20 protein-coding genes are annotated in these 21,708 nt (G+C 32.6%); 7 read left to right on the forward strand and 13 right to left on the reverse strand.

Going from position 1 to position 21,708, the window contains the following annotated elements; all coding sequences use genetic code 11:
- Positions 1–23: 23 nt before the first annotated feature.
- Complete coding sequence (locus EF513_RS03825) at positions 24–1,106, forward strand: FkbM family methyltransferase (protein WP_125216095.1); 1,083 nt, start codon at positions 24–26, stop codon at positions 1,104–1,106.
- An 801-nt stretch (positions 1,107–1,907) separates the two neighbouring features.
- On the opposite strand, the gene EF513_RS03830 is transcribed toward EF513_RS03825, so the two are convergent.
- Genes EF513_RS03830 through atpH form a run of 6 tightly spaced genes read right to left on the reverse strand, consistent with a single transcriptional unit; the run spans position 1,908 to position 7,758 of the window.
- The gene (locus EF513_RS03830) at positions 1,908–2,960 is read right to left on the reverse strand and encodes a hypothetical protein (RefSeq protein ID WP_125216096.1); all 1,053 of its coding nucleotides are present in this window, start codon (positions 2,958–2,960) and stop codon (positions 1,908–1,910) included.
- A gap of 48 nt (positions 2,961–3,008) precedes the next feature.
- Complete coding sequence (locus tag EF513_RS03835; RefSeq protein ID WP_125216097.1) at positions 3,009–3,302, reverse strand: F0F1 ATP synthase subunit epsilon; 294 nt, start codon at positions 3,300–3,302, stop codon at positions 3,009–3,011.
- Positions 3,303–3,307: 5 nt separating this feature from the next.
- Complete coding sequence (atpD, locus tag EF513_RS03840) at positions 3,308–4,732, reverse strand: F0F1 ATP synthase subunit beta (protein WP_125216098.1); 1,425 nt, start codon at positions 4,730–4,732, stop codon at positions 3,308–3,310.
- A gap of 16 nt (positions 4,733–4,748) precedes the next feature.
- Entirely contained in the window at positions 4,749–5,633 is an 885-nt protein-coding gene (gene atpG, locus EF513_RS03845; RefSeq protein WP_125216099.1) for an ATP synthase F1 subunit gamma, read from the reverse strand.
- A 13-nt stretch (positions 5,634–5,646) separates the two neighbouring features.
- Complete coding sequence (gene atpA, locus EF513_RS03850) at positions 5,647–7,179, reverse strand: F0F1 ATP synthase subunit alpha (RefSeq protein ID WP_125216100.1); 1,533 nt, start codon at positions 7,177–7,179, stop codon at positions 5,647–5,649.
- Positions 7,180–7,194: 15 nt separating this feature from the next.
- Entirely contained in the window at positions 7,195–7,758 is a 564-nt protein-coding gene (gene atpH, locus EF513_RS03855; protein WP_125216101.1) for an ATP synthase F1 subunit delta, read from the reverse strand.
- Between the two features lie 88 nt (positions 7,759–7,846).
- Here atpH and coaE point away from each other — a divergent pair, with 88 nt between their 5' ends.
- The 3 genes from coaE to EF513_RS07885 all read left to right on the forward strand — a co-directional run bounded on the left by coaE (position 7,847) and on the right by EF513_RS07885 (position 9,368).
- The gene (gene coaE / locus EF513_RS03860) at positions 7,847–8,425 is read left to right on the forward strand and encodes a dephospho-CoA kinase (protein ID WP_125216102.1); all 579 of its coding nucleotides are present in this window, start codon (positions 7,847–7,849) and stop codon (positions 8,423–8,425) included.
- The gene (dnaQ, locus tag EF513_RS03865; RefSeq protein ID WP_125216103.1) at positions 8,418–9,080 is read left to right on the forward strand and encodes a DNA polymerase III subunit epsilon; all 663 of its coding nucleotides are present in this window, start codon (positions 8,418–8,420) and stop codon (positions 9,078–9,080) included. The genes coaE and dnaQ overlap by 8 nt, the downstream gene beginning before the upstream one ends.
- Positions 9,081–9,215: 135 nt before the next feature.
- Positions 9,216–9,368 (forward strand): hypothetical protein, encoded by a 153-nt coding sequence (locus EF513_RS07885; RefSeq protein WP_164503818.1) that lies wholly within the window; start codon positions 9,216–9,218, stop codon positions 9,366–9,368.
- A gap of 46 nt (positions 9,369–9,414) precedes the next feature.
- Here EF513_RS07885 and EF513_RS03870 read toward each other — a convergent pair whose 3' ends face one another.
- Both EF513_RS03870 and EF513_RS03875 read right to left on the reverse strand, forming a co-directional pair.
- Entirely contained in the window at positions 9,415–10,728 is a 1,314-nt protein-coding gene (locus EF513_RS03870; protein ID WP_125216104.1) for a hypothetical protein, read from the reverse strand.
- 66 nt (positions 10,729–10,794) lie between these two features.
- The gene (locus EF513_RS03875) at positions 10,795–11,460 is read right to left on the reverse strand and encodes a glutathione S-transferase family protein (protein ID WP_125216105.1); all 666 of its coding nucleotides are present in this window, start codon (positions 11,458–11,460) and stop codon (positions 10,795–10,797) included.
- Between the two features lie 85 nt (positions 11,461–11,545).
- On the opposite strand from EF513_RS03875, the gene rfbA reads away from it, so the two are divergent.
- Both rfbA and rfbC read left to right on the forward strand, forming a co-directional pair.
- Entirely contained in the window at positions 11,546–12,421 is an 876-nt protein-coding gene (gene rfbA / locus EF513_RS03880) for a glucose-1-phosphate thymidylyltransferase RfbA (RefSeq protein ID WP_125216106.1), read from the forward strand.
- Entirely contained in the window at positions 12,418–12,966 is a 549-nt protein-coding gene (rfbC, locus tag EF513_RS03885; protein WP_206425214.1) for a dTDP-4-dehydrorhamnose 3,5-epimerase, read from the forward strand. Before rfbA ends, rfbC begins: the two co-directional genes overlap by 4 nt.
- Here the strand turns inward: rfbC and EF513_RS03890 are convergent.
- Positions 12,953–13,855: a 50S ribosomal protein L11 methyltransferase gene (locus tag EF513_RS03890; RefSeq protein WP_125216107.1), complete on the reverse strand. Its 903-nt coding sequence runs from the start codon at positions 13,853–13,855 to the stop codon at positions 12,953–12,955. The genes rfbC and EF513_RS03890 overlap by 14 nt on opposite strands.
- 182 nt (positions 13,856–14,037) lie before the next feature.
- On the opposite strand from EF513_RS03890, the gene EF513_RS03895 reads away from it, so the two are divergent.
- Complete coding sequence (locus tag EF513_RS03895) at positions 14,038–15,324, forward strand: porin (protein WP_125216108.1); 1,287 nt, start codon at positions 14,038–14,040, stop codon at positions 15,322–15,324.
- 1,157 nt (positions 15,325–16,481) lie between these two features.
- Here the strand turns inward: EF513_RS03895 and EF513_RS03900 are convergent.
- From EF513_RS03900 to EF513_RS03915, 4 genes are all read right to left on the reverse strand, one after another.
- Complete coding sequence (locus EF513_RS03900; RefSeq protein WP_125216109.1) at positions 16,482–17,873, reverse strand: hypothetical protein; 1,392 nt, start codon at positions 17,871–17,873, stop codon at positions 16,482–16,484.
- Between the two features lie 12 nt (positions 17,874–17,885).
- The gene (locus tag EF513_RS03905) at positions 17,886–18,869 is read right to left on the reverse strand and encodes an FkbM family methyltransferase (protein ID WP_125216110.1); all 984 of its coding nucleotides are present in this window, start codon (positions 18,867–18,869) and stop codon (positions 17,886–17,888) included.
- 121 nt (positions 18,870–18,990) lie between these two features.
- A complete protein-coding gene (locus EF513_RS03910) occupies positions 18,991–20,445 on the reverse strand; it encodes a TrkH family potassium uptake protein (protein ID WP_125216111.1) in 1,455 nt (484 codons plus the stop codon).
- A 238-nt stretch (positions 20,446–20,683) separates the two neighbouring features.
- Positions 20,684–21,571: a hypothetical protein gene (locus EF513_RS03915; protein WP_125216112.1), complete on the reverse strand. Its 888-nt coding sequence runs from the start codon at positions 21,569–21,571 to the stop codon at positions 20,684–20,686.
- Positions 21,572–21,708 lie beyond the last annotated feature (137 nt).

Consider the following 21,708-nt stretch of genomic DNA (forward strand, 5'->3'; position numbering starts at 1 on the left):
TATAAATTTGTTAGTTTTTATTTATGTTTTTATCAAATCAGCTAAATTATCTTGCGGATAACCAATTATTTATTCAATCACAAGTTGGACAAGAGCTACTTAAAACCCCTTTAGGCTTTATTGATATTGGAGCTAGAGGTGGAGCACATGATATTATGGAGCCTATCGCCAAAATTACTTCAGTGCTTGGCTTTGAGCCCGATCAAGAAGAATGTGAACGGTTAAATAGCATACCGGAAATAACTCAAACTTGGGCAGATTTCAGATTAGAACCTACTGCTCTTGCTGGTGAGCAAGGTGAGTCAATTTTGCGTTTATTATCTGCACCAACTAACCATTCATTATTAAGGCCAAATACTGCTTTTACAAAGCGCTATAATATGGTGAAATGGGAAGAGGTGGGAACATGGCCACTTAAAACAGATACATTAGATAATGTATTATATAATACTGTTCACCTCAATCAACATTATGGGGAGTTTATTAAAATAGATACCCAAGGTACAGAATATGAAATTTTCCAAGGAGCGACACGCTGTCTGAATGAACGAACAATGGCAATTATCTGTGAAGTGGCATTTTGTGAATTATATAAAGATCAAAAATTATTTTCTGAAATTGAGATTGAGTTAAGAAAAGCAGGTTTTGTGTTTTATGGATTTATGCCAATTCATGGGCGTTCTAAAAAATTGCTTGATAAAAATCATCATATTTCCATGGAGCGAGCCTTATATTGTGATGCGATCTTTTTTAAAGATCCTTTAGGTGGGGGATATCTAACTAGAGAACTTTCTTTTAGGGAAATAGCAGTACTTTTTACCTGTGCCTTATTAATTGGATATTATGATTTTGCTTTAGAGCTTGCTCAGCAAACATGGCTTGTAAGTGCAGATGACAATGAGAAGAAGCGTATTCACAAATTAGTAGAAATATTATCTTTTATGCCTAATGATGATAATATCAGAGCAGTAGAAAGTTTAGCTTCAGCTGTCAGGCAAAATCCTGAGAGGGCTAACGTTATTGTAGGTAACTTTGTTGATCGTAGACGTAAATTTAATGATTATGATGATATTTTAAATATTTCACCTTTACCTAAAACAATTTAGACCGATCTGCAGAGCAGAGTCATTAAACAGCATCCTATATAAATTTTAATCAAAAAATTTGGGGGATGGTGATACTTGTTTTTTCTGTATACTGTTAAGGGTCCTTAAGCAGAGTTTTTGATAGCCCACTGTTTTAAAACGTTATGCGCATTTTTGAAGAATGAATGGAGTATAGCAGTATATTTCCTAAGGTGGTGCTTATCTTGAGGAAGAAGTTTTTTACATCATTGATATGATTAATCGTATAATGGTTGAATTTGGATATATCAAGAGCTAGGATTTATAGCAATCAGCCTAAAGATTATATACTACCAGGCTTTATTTTGTATTGAAGAATAGCCAATAGGGTTGTAGAGATTTGGTATAATTATTTGAATATAAGCTTGGTTGCCATATTTCAGTATTTTAATACCTGGCCTTTCCGGTCTATTCACCACAACTACGCTTACCTTTATGAATCTCTCCAAATAACTTTCATCAAGCTCAATATTTTCATAAGGTTGCTTGTTACTCTGCTATTTGAAGGTTATCTTCTCTTACAATTTATGAGTATTTAATTGCTCAATTGTGATGAAGATCTCTTGGTTATGCTGCAGTCCTGGCTAGAATTCCTATACCAAAAATACTATATGAGTGTTGTGCTTTGCTTAAAACTTTATTCCATTGCCTGCAAAATAAAATAAACCTTGAATGTTCTAGACTCCACCGGATAGTTTCTTAGAGAATATCTTTTCTTTTTTCTTTTCTTTTGCTGATATATCAAATGCTGATTTACAGGCAACCGAGACAGATACCTAGCTGCTATACAAAATGAGAATAACTTTGTTGGTTTACAATATCAGTTATAAGTTGATATAATCTGTCCGCATTCTCAGGATATTCAGGAGATATATGATGCGATTGCATAATTTTTTCTAAAATTTCAACAGCCTTTTGAGCCTTATTGAAAGATGGATTTAATTTTAATAAAGTATTTAAAGCACTAATTAATGTACCAAACATAAGATTAGTTTGCTTCGGCGAGTAGTTTTTGGAAATTAAACTTTGATTGCGCGATAAAAAATTTGCAAGGCTAATGAACTGGTTGCCATTTTTTAATAATAAATCTGATTTGTTAGAAGAGTCATGGGCAGGTTCTTTTAGTGATTGCTTAGAATGTAAGTGTGGATTTGAAGAATGAAATTTACCTGTTTCAATAGTTTGAAAATATTTGAAAAAATTTTGAGCAACACTCTCATTTAATTGAGACTTAATAGCGCGATTAAATTCTGTTTTGTCGGTATGGTTACCATGCTCAGCAGCATTTTTATAGCCATTACCCAATGGTGATGAATCTTTAATACTTTCACTTTGCTTAGCCAAACCTTCCTGTGAGCTGTTACTATTTTTTATAAATAAAGTTGAAAACAGCATAGTTCTAAAAAGCCTTTTTACCAAGCTCATAATTCGCATAGCAAGTTTATTTTGATTACTTTTTCTACTTTCCTCTAATAATGGGTTGTTAAAAAGTTTTTCTATAATTGCATCACTAATATTTTTAAGAGAACTCAGCAATATTGAGAATGTTTTACCTAATAATTGAGCATATCTCTCAGCTAAATGTTCTAAATAAGTTAAAGTTCTGCCTGTTAGGCTGCTGAGTACGTGGGTAACCTTTGAAAGGTTATAATTAGTGGCTTTATCAATAAAATGATATATTTTAGAAAAATTATTTTTAATTAAACTCTGCTCGCGATGGAGAATAATATAAAAAATAGCGATTGTTATACAGAAAAATAATAACTTGCTTAAAAAAGAAGCTTTAGCAAAAGTTAAAATAATAAGAATAAATAGAATTAAAAGTAAAAGCCACATCTAAAAAATAAATTTTAATATTAAATTATACACTGAACTTAATACAAGCTAACTTACTCTCAAAACTTTTTCAACAATAATGGTTACCTGATCAGTAGATATCTCTGCAAATCCTTCTTCAATTTCAAAAATTTCAACAAGATTATTTAAAGACATCACAATCTGGGACTTAATCAACATCACAATCATTGGAATATGTCCGGGCATTACACCCATCTCACCATCTTCCGTAGTTAAATTTAATAATTTTACACCATTAAATTCTTCTTGAGAGTCTGGTGAAACCATTACAACTTGCAAGGATGTAGATGGATGAGATGGGTGTAAATTTTTATCGTCCATTAATATTAAGCCTCTAATGCTAACTTAATCGCTTTTTGTTTAGCTTCTTCAATGTTACCTACCATATAAAAAGCAGCTTCAGGAAGAGCATCATACTCACCTTCAATTAACCCTTTAAACCCTTGTATTGTTTCTTCAAGCGATACAAATTTTCCAGGAGAACCAGTAAATACCTCAGCTACATGAAAAGGTTGAGATAGGAAACGCTGTATTTTTCTTGCCCTAGCAACTACTAATTTGTCTTCTTCTGATAATTCGTCCATTCCTAAAATAGCAATTATATCTTGTAAAGATTTGTAGGTTTGTAAAATACGTTGTACTTCACGCGCAATATTATAATGCTCTTCACCAATTACATGAGGATCTAACATTTGAGAAGTACTGTCAAGAGGATCAACTGCAGGATAAATGCCAAGCTCTGCAATTTGCCTGTTTAATACTGTGGTAGCATCTAAATGTATAAAAGAGGCTGCAGGTGCCGGATCTGTAAGATCATCTGCAGGAACATAAATTGCTTGTACCGAGGTAATAGAACCTTTATTTGTAGAGGTGATTCTTTCTTGTAAAGCACCCATATCAGTTGCTAAGGTTGGTTGATAGCCTACAGCAGAAGGAATTCTACCTAATAACGCTGATACTTCTGATCCAGCCTGAGTAAAACGAAATATATTATCAACAAAAAATAATACGTCTTGTGATTCTTGATCACGAAAATATTCAGCAATAGTTAGCCCGGTAAGCGCCACGCGTGAACGAGCACCTGGAGGTTCATTCATTTGGCCGTAAACAAGAGATACTTTAGATTTGCTAGGCTCTTCTAAATTGATTACTTTTGATTCGATCATTTCATGATATAAATCATTTCCTTCACGAGTACGCTCTCCTACTCCTGCAAAAACCGAGTAACCACCATGAGCTTTAGCGATATTATTTATCAACTCCATAATAATAACTGTTTTACCAACTCCTGCACCTCCAAACAAGCCTATTTTACCACCTTTAGCATAAGGTGCTAATAGGTCAATAACCTTAATGCCTGTAATCAGGATTTCCTTCTTTGTAGATTGGTTAACAAAAGAAGGTGCCGGTGCATGAATTGAGGCATAATGTTTAGCATGAAGATCACCTCTTTCATCAATTGGTTCCCCAATAACATTAATGATTCTTCCTAATGTTTCATGCCCTACAGGAACAGTTATGGGTCTACCTGTATCAACTACTTCTAGTCCTCGCACTAATCCTTCAGTGCTATCCATTGCAATAGTCCGTACTGTATTTTCACCAATATGCTGAGCCACTTCAAGAATTAGCTTTTGACCATTATTTTCGCACTCTAATGCATTAAGAATTGGGGGCACATTATTATCAGAAAATTGTACATCCACTACTGCAGAGATAACCTGAGAAATTTTTCCTTTAAATTGAGACATTTAAAAAACCTTATAATTAAATTGCTTCAGCGCCTGATATTATTTCAATTAATTCTTTAGTAATGATACTTTGTCTAGTTCTATTATAAACCAATGATAATTGATTGATCATTTCACTAGCATTGCGAGTGGCATTATCCATAGCATTCATACGAGAACCTTGTTCACTTGCAGCATTCTCAAGCAAACAGTGATATATTTGAGAAATTAAATTTTTATACAGTATCTTTTCTAAGATAACACTAGGTGATGGTTCAAACTCATAAGATACCGCCGTGTCTGGCAATGCAGTATTAGGTGCAATATCAATAGGGAATAATTGTTTTATGTGTGTTTCTTGAGATAGAATAGATTTAAAATTGCTATATACTATCATAATATGATCATAAGCACCTTGGAGTACTGTATTTAATAATTCATCAGCAATTTTCTTAGCAGTATCAAAGCTTAATGATTGTTTGGTGATATCGCTAAAACTTGTAAAAATTTTATGTTTATGGCTGACTTTAAAATGATCAAAAGCCTTATTACCTATAGTAACAATATCATAATTTTTTCCAAGTTGTTCAATATCTTGAATATATTTTTTTGCTGCTTTAAAAATATTAACATTAAAGCTTCCACATAAGCCGCGATCTGAAGAAGTAATTATTATTAAATATTTCTTATCTGAGTTACCTTTAAGGGCTAGCTTAAGAAAATCATTCATTTCTTCAAAGTCTACAGAAGGGAGGATATTATTAGTGATTGATTTTAAATTATTAAAATATGGTAAGGAACATTCAAGCTTAGTTCTAGCCTTTCTCAATTTAGAAGCTGCAACCATTTTCATGGCTTGAGTAATTTTCTGAGTAGATTTAACTGACTTAATTCTAACTTTTAAAGCTTTTAAACTTGTCATTAATGTTACTTTCCTAACTTGTATAATTAGATACTAAATTTCCTAGTAATTCCTTAATTTTACCTTCTGTAGCTTCACTAATTTTTTGTTCTTCAGCTATTACATTCAATAAATCTTTATGTTGAAGCTTAAGTATATTTAGTAAGTCCTTTTCAAATTGCTGAACTTTATTGGTAGGAATATTATCTAGATATCCTCTTACTCCTGCATATAGTATGATAACCTGCTCTTCAACCTGTAAAGGTTGATAAGGTGGTTGCTTCAAAAGCTCTGTCAACCTTTTGCCACGTTCCAATAACTTTTGAGTTGTTTGATCTAAATCAGAGCCGAATTGAGCAAAAGCTTCCATTTCTCTAAATTGCGCCAAATCAAGTTTAATACTACCGGCAACTTGTTTCATCGCCTTAATTTGAGCAGCAGAACCTACACGGCTTACTGAAATTCCTACATTCACAGCCGGTCTTACGCCTTTGTAAAACAAGTCATTTTCCAGGAATATTTGCCCATCCGTAATGGAAATTACGTTGGTTGGTATATAAGCCGAAACGTCACTTGCCTGAGTTTCAACAATAGGTAGTGCAGTTAAAGAACCCCCACCTTTTACATCTGACATTTTGGCGGCACGCTCAAGCAATCTAGAGTGTAAATAGAATACATCCCCTGGATATGCTTCCCGTCCTGGCGGGCGGCGCAATAATAAAGACATTTGTCTGTAAGCGACCGCATGCTTGCTTAAATCATCATAAACAATTAAACAATGCATTCCATTATCACGGAAAAATTCTCCCATTGCACAAGCTGCATATGGAGCTAAAAATTGCATAGGTGCTGCATCAGAAGCGGTGGCAGAAACTATAATGGTATAATCAAGAGCGCCAGCTTCTTCAAGTTTTTTTACTACTTGGGCAACTGTTGATCTTTTTTGCCCAATTGCTACGTAAATACAGTAAAGCTTTTTTGATTCGTCGGAAGATTTATTATTGTTGCGCTGATTTAATATGGTATCTAGCGCTATTGTGGTTTTGCCTGTTTGTCTATCACCAATGATTAATTCACGTTGGCCTCTTCCAATAGGGATAAGTGCATCAATAGCTTTAATACCGGTTTGGACAGGTTCATGTACGGATTTTCTAGAGATAATATCGGGAGCTTTAACCTCAATTCTTTTTTGCTCAGTACCTTCAATAGAACCTTTGCCATCAATAGGATGACCAAGAGCATCCACTACTCTACCTAGTAAATTTCTGCCGACCGGAACACTAACCACTTCTCCAGTACGTGTAACCGTATCTCCTTCTTTTACTTCCTTATCTTCACCAAAAATTACTACACCTACGGTATCTAAAACTAAATTCAATACCATTCCTTTAACACCAGAAGAAAATAATACTAATTCCCCTACTTGAACTTTGTCTAGCCCATAAATTTCTGCAATGCCATCGCCTATTCTTATAACTGAGCCTACTTCTTGATTGTCCACTCCCAATTCTGCAGAGCTAATTTGGGATTTAATTATATCTATAATTTCTGCTGCTTTTATTTCCATCTATAATCTCCAAGCCTACAAGGCTTCCATTAATCTTATAATATTTTTTTGATGTTTTTTTAAGGTATTGTCAAGTGAAGCATCAATAACTCTTGAGTTGATTTGCAATTTAAAACCAGCAAGTAATTCGGGATCAATTTGATAAAGCGGGTTAATATGCTTGCCCAGTTCTTTTTCGAGTTTACTGAGGATTGCCTGCATGTGTTCTATATCTTTGTTATGTGCAACTGTCACGACGGCTTCAACTACACCTTGATGCTCAAGATAAAATCTCTTAAACTTATTAAAAATTTCGGATAACAGCTCTATTTTGTTGTTTGTAATTAACAAAGTCGTAAATTGTATAAGCAATTTACTTGCTTCTAAATGCTGAAAAATAGTTGTAAAGAAAGGATTGATAACTTTTTTATTAAACTTGTTGCTTAAAAAAAACTTATTTAACGTAGGGTCTGTAAGCACTTGAATTAAAGTACTAAACTCATTATAAACAGCATCTAATATTTTAAGCTCTAATGATTGCTGGAATAAAGCCGTTGCATAGCTGGAACTAATCTGAAATAACTTATTGTAATCTTTCATAACAATGAATTGCAGAATAAATAATTTGAAACAAAAGCTAGCATAGTGTTATAATCATTGCAACAAGTCTTTGAAGTATAAATAAATAATGATAGTATTGGGACTTACTGGCTCTATTGCGATGGGCAAAAGTACTATTGCTAATTTTGCTAAATATCAGCATATACCAGTATTAGATTTAGATAAGTTAGCTAAAACCCTTATTGCCAACTCTACACAGGTAAAAGATTGTTTTCCTGAATGCTTAGAAAATGGCCAGTTATCTTCAAGTAAATTAGCTCAGGTTGTTTTTAGTAACACAAGTAAACTTAACTTGCTTGAGAAAATAACTTATCCTGCTTTAACCGATCTGATCATTAATAAAATTAAGCAATATAGAAGAAATTATATTAAGCTTATAATTATTGATGCACCAAAATTATTTGAGGCGCGCCTACATAACTTGTGTGATTATGTTATTTGTGTAAATGCACCTCAATTTTTACAAATACAAAGAATTTATAAACGTAAAAAATATGATGATTTACAAATTAAGCAAATTCTGGCAAACCAAATATCTAATGTTAAGAAAATGCAAATGAGTGATTTCATTATACAAACAGGTAATGGCAAGAGCCACTCATTACAAACGTTAATTCAAATTTTAAAACAATTAAACAATGCGTGAAATAGTACTTGATACGGAAACCACCGGACTTGATCCTTTACAAGGACATCGAATTATTGAGATAGGTTGTATTGAATTAATTAATAAAGTTAAAACAGGCAATGTCTTTCATGTTTATATTAATCCCGAACGGGATGTTCCGCTTGTAGCTTATGAGATACATGGGATTAGCACTGAATTTTTAACAGATAAGCCTAAATTTGAAGAGGTTTATGAGCAATTTTATAACTTTATAGGCGACAGCGTTTTAGTAATTCATAATGCCGGTTTTGATATGAAATTTATCAGACATCACTTCGATCCTCATAAAGTTCAAATTCTCAATGTTGTAATAGATACCTTAGAACTTGCACGAAAGAAATTCCCTGGTGCTAAAGTCAATTTAGATGCGTTATGTAAAAAATTTAAGATTGATAACTCTCATCGTGATAAGCACGGAGCATTACTTGATGCTGAGCTTTTAGCAGATGTATATATCAAGATGGAAGGCAATACTCAGGCTGCTTTAGAAATTGCCAATACAACTAATCAAATACAATACACGGCTATGGAAATAAAAAGAGTAAACTTTACCCAACGAAACTTTAATATTAAGAGTGAGGAAAAACAACTCCATCAAGAATTTATGAAAAAAATTAAAAACCCCATTTGGTAACAAATTATTAAAATTCTTAGGAGATAAAAATAAAAAATTAATAAATTTATTTTCTATTGACGCTTGGTATTAGGAATGCTAAAAAAAGCAAGATGGCAAGCAAGCCATGAATAAATTGATTAAAAGGTTTTAAAAATGGATAGTTTAGAATTAGATGAAGTTCTTGTACAAGATGTAAACTTAGTTGAAGATCATTTTGCAAATGTAGCAGTGGAAATGCCAGAAGGCGTAGTTGTAGATGATGTAGCAGCGGAAATATCAGAAATTGCAGCTGATTTATTTGCTTAATTTGCACAAGTTTGTAAGGGGGGTAAATGCCTCCCTTTATTTTTTATTACCGTAATCTTTGATTCTTATTTGCTGATTTTATTTCATTAGTAATAATTTCTTTTATTTTTATAGATTGCAGCTTTTTATCTTCGTTAACAATATGTTTGTACTTTATAAATTTAAGAATAAAATCTTTAGCTCTTGCTAAATAGGCTTTCAGTTGTGTAAGAGAGCTAATTTTGATCTTAGGATCATTGCGTTTTAAATCTTGTAACAAAATCATTTTATATTGGCCAAATAATAAGTTTTCTTTAGCTATTGGAGGCAAGCTTTTTTCTACATGATTTAAATACTTAATAACGTTTTCTGGTCGCTGGCTTAAAAGCTGCCTAGTAAGAGTGGTATAAAATAATTGTGGATCTTTTGCAGATTCTTGAATTATCTTTTGTGAAGCTTCGCTACATAAAGTAGACATTAATGGAGATAAAGGTTTAATATTCACCTGAAACTGAGGAATTTTGATTCCGCCGGCAATTAAAAAGGCTGATTGCTGCTTGGCGAAAATTTTATCACATGGTATATTAATATCAATCTCTCCAAGTGGCTCTTTATTAACTTCTCCATCACTGTTTGTTATAACTTCTCCATCACTGTTTGTTATAAATTGATTATATTTAAGCTGCATTGCTAAAAATGTACCACTATCATTTGCTACTATCTTGCTAATTGCTCTCTCTAGATCAGGCACGCATTTAGAACCACTTATTGCAAAAAAGGCAGTAAGATATGACTTTACAAATGCTTGATGTGCTAAAGTAAGAAAAGCTTTAGCTTGCAATTCATTTAAACCATGCTCTGTCTGAAGTTGTGTTACGAAGGTGGGTAAAGCCTTTTGTTTTGTTTGATCATCTGCTGAATTTTCTAAAGTAAGTACTTCTCCATTCAATTCATATTCTTGCCTTGAGAAATCTTTTGCAACTTGTGTATCAATCGTCTCTAAATAGCTTTCAATTTTACTCACGACTCGAGTTAAATCCGGTTGAACTTTGTTGAGTTCAGTAATAAGCGTAAAATAAAACTTTTCTTTATTGCTATATTGATCGGTGCTTATTTCAGCTTGAGAATCATAAAAACGAGGATACATAGGGTTATTTCGGAAGCCAAAAGCAATTTCTTGTCGTAATTGATTAATGATAACCTGCTTATCTTTTATGGGAACAAGAGGTGCATCAGGAGCTCTTTTTATTGAATTCAAAAGACTTATTGCTAGGCTATAATCCATGTCGTAATTTATACAATTAAATATACGAGCAAAATGATTATCATCTTTAATCTGATTTAAATCATTATTTGATAATGTTAGTGTGAATGAGTGCATTTTATATCTCTAGCAAGGTATTTAATATATTATACACTATTCTTGAAAAATTAAAAGATTAACCTTTTAAAAATCTAACTCTTTATATTGAGAAGACGGTATAAAGCCAGCAATAACATCATCAAGCAATGGTTTAAATGATGGTCTAGATTTCAGAATAGAATACCAAATTTTAAGTTCACGATATTCTATCCAGTTAATATCATTAAGATAATCTAGGATGGAGATCAGGCTGGCCACCCCAAAATCAGCAACAGTAATTTTATCTCCTGATAGAAATCCACGAGTTTTAATTAGATAATTAAAGTATTTTAAATGAAATTTAGCATTATTTTTAGCATGCCTTAGCAAGTTTGAATCAGTATATTTAGAATTATCATAAAATATTAATAACTTTTGAGATACAATATGAGCTAAAACCTCATGATAAAACTTCCCTATACACCAATCAACCAACCTCCGAGTTTCTGCTTTTTCTATAAGAGATGCACCATAGAAATAACTCTTATCCTGTAAATCGCTTAAAAATTCTATAATAGGTAGAATACCTATTATAGAGTTTTGCTCATAGACCAATATTGGTAGCTCTTGAGCAGGATTAAGTTTAATTAAGTTATCTCGCAAGTTCCAGAATTCTTCAATTTTACCATGAAAAGGAATGTTGGTTTCACCAAGCATAACTCGAGCAAAACGTGATTTAGCGCATAAAGGATGATAATAAAGAATATTCATATATTTATAAAAGAACTGCTAGCCTGGAAAGTTATTACATGATATTTTTATTTTATTCAATAACATAAAGGTAAAAATAAGGTTAATGAAAGGCATAATTCTTGCGGGTGGAAGTGGAACCAGGCTGTATCCTACTACTAAAGTCATTTCTAAACAATTGTTACCTATTTATAATAAGCCTACTATATATTATCCTTTATCACTCCTGATTTCTTCACACATAAGAGATATTATCATTATTTCTACACCGCAAACCCAACCGTTGTTTGAAGATTTATTAGGTAACGGGGAAGAGTTGGGACTAAAAATAAAATATTTAGCACAATCCAAGCCAAATGGTATAGCCGAGAGCTTTATTATAGCCGAACCGTTAATCCAAAATACTCCTACTTGTTTAGTGCTTGGAGATAACATCTTTTATGGTGAGCAAATGCATAAATTATGTTTAGATGCACAAATCCAAGTTAAAACCCAGAATAAAGGAGTAATTTTTGGTTATCATGTGAAAGATCCAGAAAAATATGGTGTTGCTGAGTTTAATGAAAATATGAAAGTAGTTTCAATTGAAGAAAAGCCATTTATACCTAAGTCTAATTATGCTGTTACTGGTTTATATTTTTATCCTTCAGATGTAGTTGAAAAAGCAAAAAGCCTTACTCCTTCTAAACGTGGGGAGTTAGAAATTACCGATTTAAATATGTTGTATCTCAACGAAGATAGATTAGATTTGCAAATTTTTGGTGCTTCATGCGCTTGGCTTGATACGGGAACTCATGATTCAATGATAACCGCAAGCCAATTTGTCCAAACATTAGAGCAAAGGCAAAACCTACTCATTGGTGCTATAGAATATGAAGCTTATAAAGCAGGTTTTATTGATAAGCAACAATTTCATAAGCTGGCAGAAAAAAACAGCTCTTCCTCTTATGGAGGGCAATTATTCAATATGCTAAAATTATGATTGAAATAACGAGCCTTGAAATACCTGAGGTAAAACTAATCAAACCTCAACAATTCAGCGATAATAGAGGCTTTTTTGTGGAATTGTTTAATTATCAAAATTTAAAAGCCCAAGGTATTGATTTCACTCCACTACAAGATAATTTATCATTTAATTCTTACAAACATACTTTACGTGGCTTGCATGCACAGCTTGAGCCCTATCCCCAAGCTAAGTTAGTATCTTGCTTAAGAGGTAGTATTGTAGATGTAATAGTTGATGCTCGTAGAAGTAGCAAAACTTATGGGAAATATGTATCTATTACCCTTTCTCAAGACGATTACTCTTTTATATATATACCGTGTGGATTTCTTCATGGGTTTAAAACCTTAAATGATGAAACTATAGTACTGTATAAAACTAATAATTATTATGCACCTCTTAATGAAGTTGGTATAAAATGGAATGATCCTGAATTACAAATTGACTGGGGAGATACAACTAATTTAATTATTTCAGAAAAAGATCAACAAAATTTTTTATTTACAGAAGTTAACGTTGCATAATAAGCATCGACCAATGTCCTAACCTAAAAGTTTTAATTAGTTTCATACCAAATTTTTTGTGAGCATTAATAATCATGCGTTCTTGAGAGCGGATGATGCCTGAAAATATTGCAAATCCTCCCTTTTGTAAATGTTGATAGGTGTTTTGAGACATGGAAACTAAGGGCCTAGCTAAAATGTTTGCAATAATTAAATCAAACTTTTTACCTCTAAATTTGCTAGATTTATATCCATTAGAAACAAAGCAATTAATTTTAGATTGTATCTTATTACTATTGATATTTTCTATACATGTTTTAACCGCCACATCATCAATATCAGTTGCCCATATTTCTGCATTAGAAAGCTTAGAAGCTGCCATCGCTAAAATGCCACTTCCAGAACCCAAATCTAATATATGAGTAAATCTTGATTTATTACACAGATAGCTAATTCCTAATAAACAAAGCTTGGTGGTCTCATGTTCTCCACTACCAAAAGCTCGAGCAGCCTTAATTGTTAAATGGTATTTGCTAGGATGATGTTTTACGATGCCATCAATAGTAAAGCGTCCTGCCTTGATTTTGGATATATTTTTTGCCACCTCATCAAGCCAATTTGTTTCAGGCACGCAACCAGACGCTAACAGCTCAACTTCTTCTTCTAGTTCTAATAAAGAAATCGTGTTCTTAATAAGCTGTTCTTTGGCTAGATCATCAACTAAAATCTCAATTATCCAATCATCATTTGGTTTTGATTCTATATGTTTAGTTTGCGCAAATTCATAACAAGATATTGAAATGGCTAAATCTTCTAATTTTAAACAAATATCATCTAAATATTTAAATTTAGTAAGAAGGTTAACATAAAATATTGTTGCAAAACTTTGAAAGGGGTTGAAAACGGCCATGATTGCTACTAAATGCTTGAATTAATTGTGATATTTATAGCACATTACATTGTTAAATATCTACTAAAATCTGTTATGATTATCTTACATATATTGATAAGTATAGGGTAAATAAGGTAACTATAATAGAGAATATAGTTCTAACTATATCATGTTCAACCATTATAGGGTAAGGTTTAACTATGAAAAACATAACCAAATTACTACTTACCTCTGCTTTAGTTGCTGGTGTAAGCAGCGTATCATTCGCTGATGCTCCAATTGTAACTGTAGGTGGTAAGGTAGATTCAAGGCTTGGCGTTACAAGTCAAAAATCAGATTATAAAACTTCAGGTGCTACTACAGCTGACAGTAAAAATGCTCGTACTAACATGTCTACATCTGCTAAAGTAAGCGTTAAAGCTGAAGGCAGAAATGATGCTGGCTTAGTATATGGCGTACAAATTGATCTTGATGATCTTAAAAATGCAAAGCTTGATAATGATGCAGCAGATGATGTTGCAAGAATTAGAAGAAGCTTCGTATATTTTGATTCAGCTATGGGTCGTATAGAACTTGGTAACCAAGATGCTGCTTCAAAAAGCATGAAAGTTGATGCTACCAATATTGCACGTGCTTCAGGTGGTATAGATGGTGATGCATTGAGCTTTGTAAACGATAGAGTTGGTTACATGGATATTGCTAACAGTGCTGCAGGTACTGATAGAACTCCGGCTCAATATTTAACTGATGCTGAGCTTCATGCAGATGAATCTTCTTCAGTACGTAAATACAATAAAGTAACTTACTATACTCCAGACATGAATGGCCTGAAATTTGGTATCTCTTACGCAGGAGATAACGAAAGCAGGGGTGGTCTTTCTGGTATGAAAGGTAAAGACTTTACTGCTGCTACTGCTGTTTTAGCAAGAACAAGCAGAATTGGATTTACAAATATATTCTCCGGTTCTTTAGCGTATGATTATGCGATTGACAACGTGGCAATTAAATTAGGTGCTTCTGGTCAATACGGTAAAGCTAAGAAAAACTTAACTGCAACTGCAAATAGTGATAGAGATATTTACCACAACCTACGTGCATATAACGTTGGTGCTGTTGTATCTTATGCTAACATTAGTCTTGCTGGTTCTTATGGTGATAACGGTAAATCAGGTAATACTAAAGAAACCGATATCTTTAACACCAGTAAAGCTAAATACTACACCGCAGGTGCTTCAATCGTACAAGGTCCAATTGGTTTAAGTGTAACCAATTTCTCATCAAAGCGTATGAAAAACAAATTTGATATGCTCTCTGTTGGTGCTGATTATGAAGTTGCTAAAGGTGCTTTAGCATATGTTGAAGGTAACTTCTTCTCATACAAACCTGAAAAAAGTAAGGTTTATACTACTGCAGCTACAGGTACTTCAGTTGCTGCATCTAAGAACAGCGGTAGCGTAGTATTAGTTGGTGCTAAATTAAACTTCTAATTTAGAACTACTTAATAAATAAAAAAAGGCTGTAAGAAATTTCTTACAGCCTTTTTTGTATTTTAATGGCTAATATAGTTTGTAAAAGTGATGGTTAGTATGCAGGTCAGTTGCTTTACTTGCCAAAAGCTCATAGTAACATTGATCAAACCAAGCTATCATAGACCTCTTTGGTAAGCGTAGGAAAATAAAATCTTTTAAAAAAATGCAGACGAGGGGTGGAAGTTATTAAAAATGAGTAACATAAGTAAGCTTTGATACTCAAATCACTTTTTACACTGCATTTATTAATAGAAGCCTATTGGCAAATCATATTATTATTTAGGTTGTGTACACCTATTTTAGCCAAATAATAACAGAGGCAAAAGCCAAGAAACCGGCAAAGGAAGAAGATTTTTATCAAAGAGATAGAAAACACGGCTAAAATGCTTAATTTTATTGAAGAAGCATTAAATAAGATGGTGCTCTTTGCCAATATGCTGGTCATCAGATCTAGGGATTTTACGGTTTTTCTGAGATGAAATTACCGGGAGGGATTGTTGTAATCCATCTTGCTCAGTCAAGGTATTCTGTAATGTTCTTTAGTAGCAATTACCTCAGAATCTCCCAAGCCATTAATTAACTGGGAGGCTTAAGTAGTGTCATTATGTTGTTCTGTTTTATATCCGGCATAACATGGATTAGCGTGAACAATTATTGAATTGATTATTATATACTCACTATCATAATCATTAGTAAAGTAAGTGAAGATAAATCCTCCCTTATACATCTACGCTATTTGCAGTAATAACCCGGTAATTTTAGTCACTTGTACCTTGTAGCATCATAAAATATGCTTTTTGTATAAGTTGCCAGGTTTTATCCTTATTATTTATCTTTATCCTTTAAAGCTCTCTTCAAACTTATTATCTTATCCTAAACTTACGTTTAGAGAGATTATGCATAATTCTTATTTAATAAATTTACTGTTGATATAGAAAAAGCATATTTACAAATGTAGTAGGAATGATATTGAAGTCAGCATAAATGGGATTAATGCGACTTATATAATACTATATTCTATTTTAAATGCTTTTTTATTGTATTTTTTAGTTTAAATAAAGGTTAACACTCTTTGCTTTGCAAATGGTGGTTTGTAGGTAAAGATTAAGAAAAAGCTAGATATCAGTTTTATAACCATTACTAAAAATTTTATTAATATGTTGTTCAAATTCCTCATCGGAACAAGAAGTATAATTACATTTAGCAATGATTTTCTTAAAAAACTTTGAGGGGATTAGGCTTTTGTTTTTTACTTTAAATAAACTGCCGCTATCAAGAGCTAAAATAGGTTCTTTTGATTGAATCTTTCCAGGTTGAGAGCTGTTATAAATTACAATTTCTCTGGGCTGTAAAAGGTTAGATGAAATTCGTGGTTTAAAAAAGAAGCATATAGGAAAAAGAGCTTTTTGAACTAAAGGATGGTATAATATTTCAATAAATTGATTTATTTTATTTAAAACAATCTTCTTGCATCCTTTAGCTAAAGATGCAAAAGGCTTCAATAAAGTATTAAGGCTAAATAATTTTAATATTCTTAGTAATAAAGGATAAAACAACTTAATTTGTACTCTATATTTAAAATATTTAAATCCTAGTTGGGGTATTGAACCATATAAACGAGGCACGTTATAGCTCACTTTTATGATCTCTTGGTTTAACTGAGTATCGGTTAATAATAATTGTTTGGTGAAAATATTTTGTCTTATTTCAAAATGTTCTAATTGCAATTGATGAGCAATAATATTTAAGTATATCAGTCTAGCATAATAACAATGCATCCGCTGAGTTTTGTAAGATAGAGTACGTATCCATTCATCATACATGATTAGATTTTTACATAATAAGGTAAGTTCATTAGAACTATCTCCAAATATTTCTAAGTTAGACAGCACCCTTTCGTTAACAGGAATATCTCTGGATATAGGCTCTTTAATAAACGGAGAAGCAAAGCTTCCTATTCCTCTGCCTAAATGATAGCTTATTGATTGGGTAAATACATCAGAACCCCAACAATCACCATAACCGTTAGTGAGTTCTAACCACTTGCGGGTTAAAACAGAAAAACTATCAGGAAGATAATTTACCTGGCCAATATTATAGTAATTTAAATATTTAGCATGAGATAACTTTAACCTAAAAATATGATCATTATAAAAACCATGATATTTACGTAAGCTTTTATCCCAATCTTTTTCAAATCGAGCTTCGTCAGTTAGTAATAATACAAAATATGCATCATTATCTAAGTGAGTAAAGCATAAGTGGTTATTAGCCCACATGGTAAAATAACCATATAGTCTTGGGCTTGTTAATAGCTTAATTGTAAAATCATAATTAGTAATTATCTCTTGAATTGAAGCTGTAAATTCAGGTTGATCTTCATCTATTTTAATAATCAACTCAATCTGACTTTTATCAAAAGTATTATGATCAATTGTAGTTATAAGCTGTAATAACTCATTAGGCCTACGGGAGGGTACTATTACAGAAATTAAGCATTGTTCCATAAATTCTACATCCTATAGAATAGATCTTAAATTGAGGTAGTATTCAACCTGCTTATTATTTTGTACTTCGTCTTTTAATAACGCTAGATTTTTTTCTGTGAGTTCAATATTCTTCTGTAAATATTTTTTTCTACAGTTATTAATGAAAATTATTAATTGATGTTTATCAATATTATCTAACTCAAGATGATCAACTAATTCTAAAGCTAAATCATATAGGTTGTATAAAACATATAGAGTTATTAATTGATAACACTGAGAGATATCTTTTTGTTCATTAATAATAGGATCTTTTATAAACAATGCATCAGCATGAAATAGCCTTTCTCGGGATAAACCATGAGATTTATTTTTATTGTTAGATCTATACATAAAGTCCGTATAGGTTACGAAGGTAAATCCTAATTTTCTTAGTGCCAACTCAATTTCAGAGAATAAGGGTATGTTATCATAAGACTCTATAAAGTTAACCTCGGAGATGATGGCAGTTACATTATGTTCTATAAAATTTTGCCCACCGCGAATTATATCCAGTTCGGCACCTTGTGCATCAAGTTTTAAAATATATGATGAGTCTGATGCAATATTTAAAGCATCTAAAGTAGTGAGTTGAATACTCTCTACTGCTTTAACTTTGTATCCATATAATCCATATCGTTTAGTATTAAATTCATTCGGTTTGAATATAGAACAGCACATAGAGCTTTCAGTAATATATAAGTTTTGCTCTTGATTTTTAGCACCCAATCCTACATTAAATAATTCTTGAGATTTGAACGGGTGATCATTAGCTATTTTTTGATACTCATCTTTATTAGGTTCAAATAAGAGTGCATTTAAAAATGAAGAGAGGCCTTTAACCGCATCAACTACACCGTCCTTGGCTCCTACATCAATAAAGTTTAAACCTTGTGTTGATAAATATTCATATAAGGAGGTTTCCTTTAAACCGGCATCTAATAAGTCCTGTAAGCTCCAACATAGCTCTTTATTCATACAACTTATCCTATTATAATTAGTGGGGTAATTAAATTATTAGTTTAATAATTATACATACTCAAACTTTGCTTGATAGTCTATAACATTTTAGGTGTTTGGCAGGGTGTAAGAAAATATATTATTTCCAAAAATGCCGATTAAGCATTACTAAAAATGTAAAAAATTCCAGCCTACCTAGATACATAAGAATAATACAGATTGTTTTAGATAATGTTGGAAGAGCTTGATAACTTTGCTGAGTCATAACATTTTCTATTGAAAACCCAGCATTAGATAAAGCTGCAATAGCAGCATATACGTTAGTTAATAAATCAATATTATCCAGGCTCATGAATATTATGGCTATTATTAAAGTAATAAAGTGAAGACAGGCAAAAACTAAACAATCCCGTATAATAAGCTCGCTGACTGGTTGTTTGTTATAAGTGATTCTAATAACTTGACGTGGGTAAATTAGTTGTTTGATGCTGCTGATAATTCCTTGCCAGATAATATTTATTCTGAATATTTTGATTCCTCCTGAGGTGGAACCTGTACATCCGCCTATAATTGCAAGAGTAAGGAATAACACGGTGCTAAAATTTCCCCATAAATAGTAACGATCACTTGCATGGCCAGTGGTAGTAATAATAGAAACGATATTAAACCAGCTGATACGCGTAGCATGTAATGGTTCGATATTGTTTATTTGATAGTTAAACCACGTAGTTAGTATAAAGGCACCAAACAGTAATAAGAGAAAACATACTATTTGTTCATCTGCAAAATTATGACTTAATTTCTTATTTTTTATAAATCCAATGTAGTTAACAAAAGGCAAGCTGCATAATAACATGAAAATAGATATAATGAATTCTATTTTCCATGATTTAAAATGTGCAATAGACTCTGGATAGTTGCTAAAACCCCCTGTAGATACTGTAGTCATAGTATGGCTTAGCGCATCAATAGTATTTAAGCCATAATATTTAAGTAAGATAAATAATAATATAGTGAGCCCAAAATAGACTTTCATGATTGACCATGCAAGCTCCCTAAGACTAGGAAATAATTTATCACTATGTTCTGAACTTTCGGTTTGAAAAAGTTGCATGCCGCCAATACGTAAACTTGGTAAAATTATCATAGCAATTACTACGAATCCTACCCCCCCTAAATATTGAGTTAAAGATCTAAATAATAATACCCCATCTGAATAAATCTGCGGATCATCAATGATTGATGCCCCACAAGTGGTAAAACCTGATACACTTTCAAAAATAGCATCTATTAAAGTTAAAGGATGTTGTATTTGACTATAAATGGCTACCCCTATGGCGATAGAAACAAACCAAATTAGATTAGTAATTAAAAACCCTTCCTTAATAGATATAGTAGAAAAATCTTCTTTGAGAAATAAACAAATAAAAAAAGTAGAAAAAATAATGCCGACTAAGCTTACTGCAACAAAAACAATTGAGTTATGAAAATTAGTCTTTAAATCTATTGCTGCTGGGATAAAAAGCAATAAACAAAACCAAAAGGTAATAATACTTACGAACTTACAAGCTAGCCTAGCATTCATGTGCTTCATAAATGAATATTCACATGGATACTAAGCTGGCAGGTTACTTGTGTCTATTAAAAAAGCTACATTGTATGCAATAAGATAATTAAAAACATAGGATGCTGGTATTTTATTATCTTATTGCCAAACCAGCAATGTGTAATATTGCTCTCATTGTTGTGTTCTCATTCCTTATATCAATTGTATGATCAATAGCGCATGTATAGCTTGTGCTACAAAAAAAGCCACGCAATAAAGATGCTTTTTATATTGATGGGAGAACCCCCTCGCCGCGAGCTGCAGCTTCTCGCCCTTGTTTTACAATTGCCTGAATTGCGGCAGACTTCATTAATATTTCGTGAAGGTTGAACCGATGCGTATCCGTGTGCGATTGAGTCTGAGCAACTCGTGCTGCAAAAGTGTTGGATGGTGAATCTATATTATTTGGCTGCGGTAATGAAGGAGGGGCAGAAGTAGTAGCAGCTGCTGTTGGTGTTATCGCTTTTGTATCTGTAGTATTAGAGGGGGCGCTTGCCTTGTTAATATCTTCAAATGGTTGTTTTTGTTCTTGTGATGGGTGAATGGGCTGAGGAGATACCGCAGTTGCAGAGGATGGTTGCGCTTCTAGTGGTTGGGAAGCTAATTCTGATTTAGTAGTGGTTTCTATTGTTACAGTCTCTGGCTTGTCAGCTGCGCTCAAGGGTTGAGAGGATACAGCAGTTGCAGAGGATGGTTGCGCTTCTAGTGGTTGGGAAGCTAATTCTGGTTTAGTAGTGGTTTCTGTTCCTACAGTATCTGGCTTGTCAGCTGCACTCAAGGGTTGAGAGGATACCTCAGTTGCTATAGGAGTTTGTCCTTGAATAATTGGTGCATTAAAATGTACAGCTATTTCAGTTTCACTTATGATAACTTTTTCTTCAGTGTCACTTGTGATAACTTTTTCGGTAGAAACTGGTGTTTTAGCAAAGGATGGGTCGCTAAAATAATCTTCCTTAGTCAGCGCTCTTAATGTCTCTTGAAATCCTTGAACTTTTATTTCAGGAGTGCTAGGGACCATATAAGGTTGGATAAATTCTATATCTTCTGCATCGTTATTAGTTTGTAATTCGTGTCCTTTTACTCTATTTACGTAATATGATAATACTGAAAACATATTTCCTCCTGAAGGTATGAGTTTACATTTACCTTATTAATAATACTGTAGGCTGTAAGGTAAAAACTTCTACAAGAAAAATTAAAATAATTTAACGTTATCAGTGAATTTTAAATAATTTATAATCATTAATTTTG

The sequence above is a fragment of the Rickettsiales endosymbiont of Stachyamoeba lipophora genome (genome assembly GCF_003932735.1).
Classification (GTDB): domain Bacteria; phylum Pseudomonadota; class Alphaproteobacteria; order Rickettsiales; family 33-17; genus RICK01.

Coding starts and splice junctions, on each gene's coding strand:
- EF513_RS03910 (WP_125216111.1), bottom strand. CDS start 20,445: ATGAAGCACATGAATGCTAGGCTAGCTTGTAAGTTCGTAAGTATTATT.
- rfbA (WP_125216106.1), top strand. CDS start 11,546: ATGAAAGGCATAATTCTTGCGGGTGGAAGTGGAACCAGGCTGTATCCT.
- EF513_RS03900 (WP_125216109.1), bottom strand. CDS start 17,873: ATGGAACAATGCTTAATTTCTGTAATAGTACCCTCCCGTAGGCCTAAT.
- dnaQ (WP_125216103.1), top strand. CDS start 8,418: ATGCGTGAAATAGTACTTGATACGGAAACCACCGGACTTGATCCTTTA.
- atpD (WP_125216098.1), bottom strand. CDS start 4,732: ATGTCTCAATTTAAAGGAAAAATTTCTCAGGTTATCTCTGCAGTAGTG.
- rfbC (WP_206425214.1), top strand. CDS start 12,418: ATGATTGAAATAACGAGCCTTGAAATACCTGAGGTAAAACTAATCAAA.
- atpA (WP_125216100.1), bottom strand. CDS start 7,179: ATGGAAATAAAAGCAGCAGAAATTATAGATATAATTAAATCCCAAATT.
- EF513_RS03890 (WP_125216107.1), bottom strand. CDS start 13,855: ATGGCCGTTTTCAACCCCTTTCAAAGTTTTGCAACAATATTTTATGTT.
- EF513_RS03835 (WP_125216097.1), bottom strand. CDS start 3,302: ATGGACGATAAAAATTTACACCCATCTCATCCATCTACATCCTTGCAA.
- EF513_RS03915 (WP_125216112.1), bottom strand. CDS start 21,571: ATGTTTTCAGTATTATCATATTACGTAAATAGAGTAAAAGGACACGAA.
- EF513_RS07885 (WP_164503818.1), top strand. CDS start 9,216: ATGGATAGTTTAGAATTAGATGAAGTTCTTGTACAAGATGTAAACTTA.
- EF513_RS03895 (WP_125216108.1), top strand. CDS start 14,038: ATGAAAAACATAACCAAATTACTACTTACCTCTGCTTTAGTTGCTGGT.
- EF513_RS03870 (WP_125216104.1), bottom strand. CDS start 10,728: ATGCACTCATTCACACTAACATTATCAAATAATGATTTAAATCAGATT.
- atpH (WP_125216101.1), bottom strand. CDS start 7,758: ATGAAAGATTACAATAAGTTATTTCAGATTAGTTCCAGCTATGCAACG.
- EF513_RS03830 (WP_125216096.1), bottom strand. CDS start 2,960: ATGTGGCTTTTACTTTTAATTCTATTTATTCTTATTATTTTAACTTTT.
- EF513_RS03905 (WP_125216110.1), bottom strand. CDS start 18,869: ATGAATAAAGAGCTATGTTGGAGCTTACAGGACTTATTAGATGCCGGT.
- coaE (WP_125216102.1), top strand. CDS start 7,847: ATGATAGTATTGGGACTTACTGGCTCTATTGCGATGGGCAAAAGTACT.
- atpG (WP_125216099.1), bottom strand. CDS start 5,633: ATGACAAGTTTAAAAGCTTTAAAAGTTAGAATTAAGTCAGTTAAATCT.
- EF513_RS03825 (WP_125216095.1), top strand. CDS start 24: ATGTTTTTATCAAATCAGCTAAATTATCTTGCGGATAACCAATTATTT.
- EF513_RS03875 (WP_125216105.1), bottom strand. CDS start 11,460: ATGAATATTCTTTATTATCATCCTTTATGCGCTAAATCACGTTTTGCT.